Source organism: Oleiphilus sp. HI0079 (assembly GCF_001635105.1).
Genome location: NZ_LWFT01001127.1, coordinates 1 through 647 on the forward strand (window position 1 = coordinate 1; position 647 = coordinate 647).

Annotated in this window: 1 protein-coding gene; it reads left to right on the top strand. The window is 50.1% G+C overall.

Features of this window, described 5'->3' with window-relative positions; translation table 11 throughout:
* Positions 1-647 (top strand): LPS-assembly protein LptD (locus tag A3750_RS19950; RefSeq protein ID WP_197475184.1); only part of this gene is annotated, 647 nt, incomplete at both ends.

The following is a 647-nucleotide window of genomic DNA, read 5'->3' on the forward strand; positions in this document are numbered from 1 at the left end:
GTGCATGCCAATTCTGTTGAATATCGCGAGAACAATCGATTGGAGCTAGAGGGCCAAGTTGAGATCAGCAAACAGGGGTATTACGCACGCAGTGATACGGCGGTTATTGACCAGTCTAAGAACGAGGCTGCACTTGAGGGGCATATTGTCATTCAAGGTCCGCAAATGCATATGACGAGCGACTCGGCAGAAGTCAATTTGACGGAAGGCAGTGCAACGCTGCACAACGCTGATTTTATTGAGCCCGAGACAGGCCTGCGTGGTCGCGCTGAGATGATTGATCAGCAGGATGAGTTGCATCTAACGATACGCGAGGGAACTTTTACAACGTGTCAGGAAGAAGTGCCGGATTGGTCGTTTAGTGCCTCTGAGATTGAGTTAGACCAAGAAGAAGGCGTCGGTTCAGCGAGTCATGCGCGATTCAATATTCTTGACGTGCCCGTGCTCTACGTGCCGTGGTTTACCTTTCCGATTGACGATCGTCGAAAGTCTGGTTTTTTGTATCCGACGATCGGAACGTCCAATGTTGACTCTGGCCTCTACGTGTCGACTCCCTATTATCTGAATCTTGCACCGAATTATGATGCAACGATTACGCCCAACTGGATTGGGGGGCGAGGCGCGTATGAAGAAGTCGAGTTTCGTTA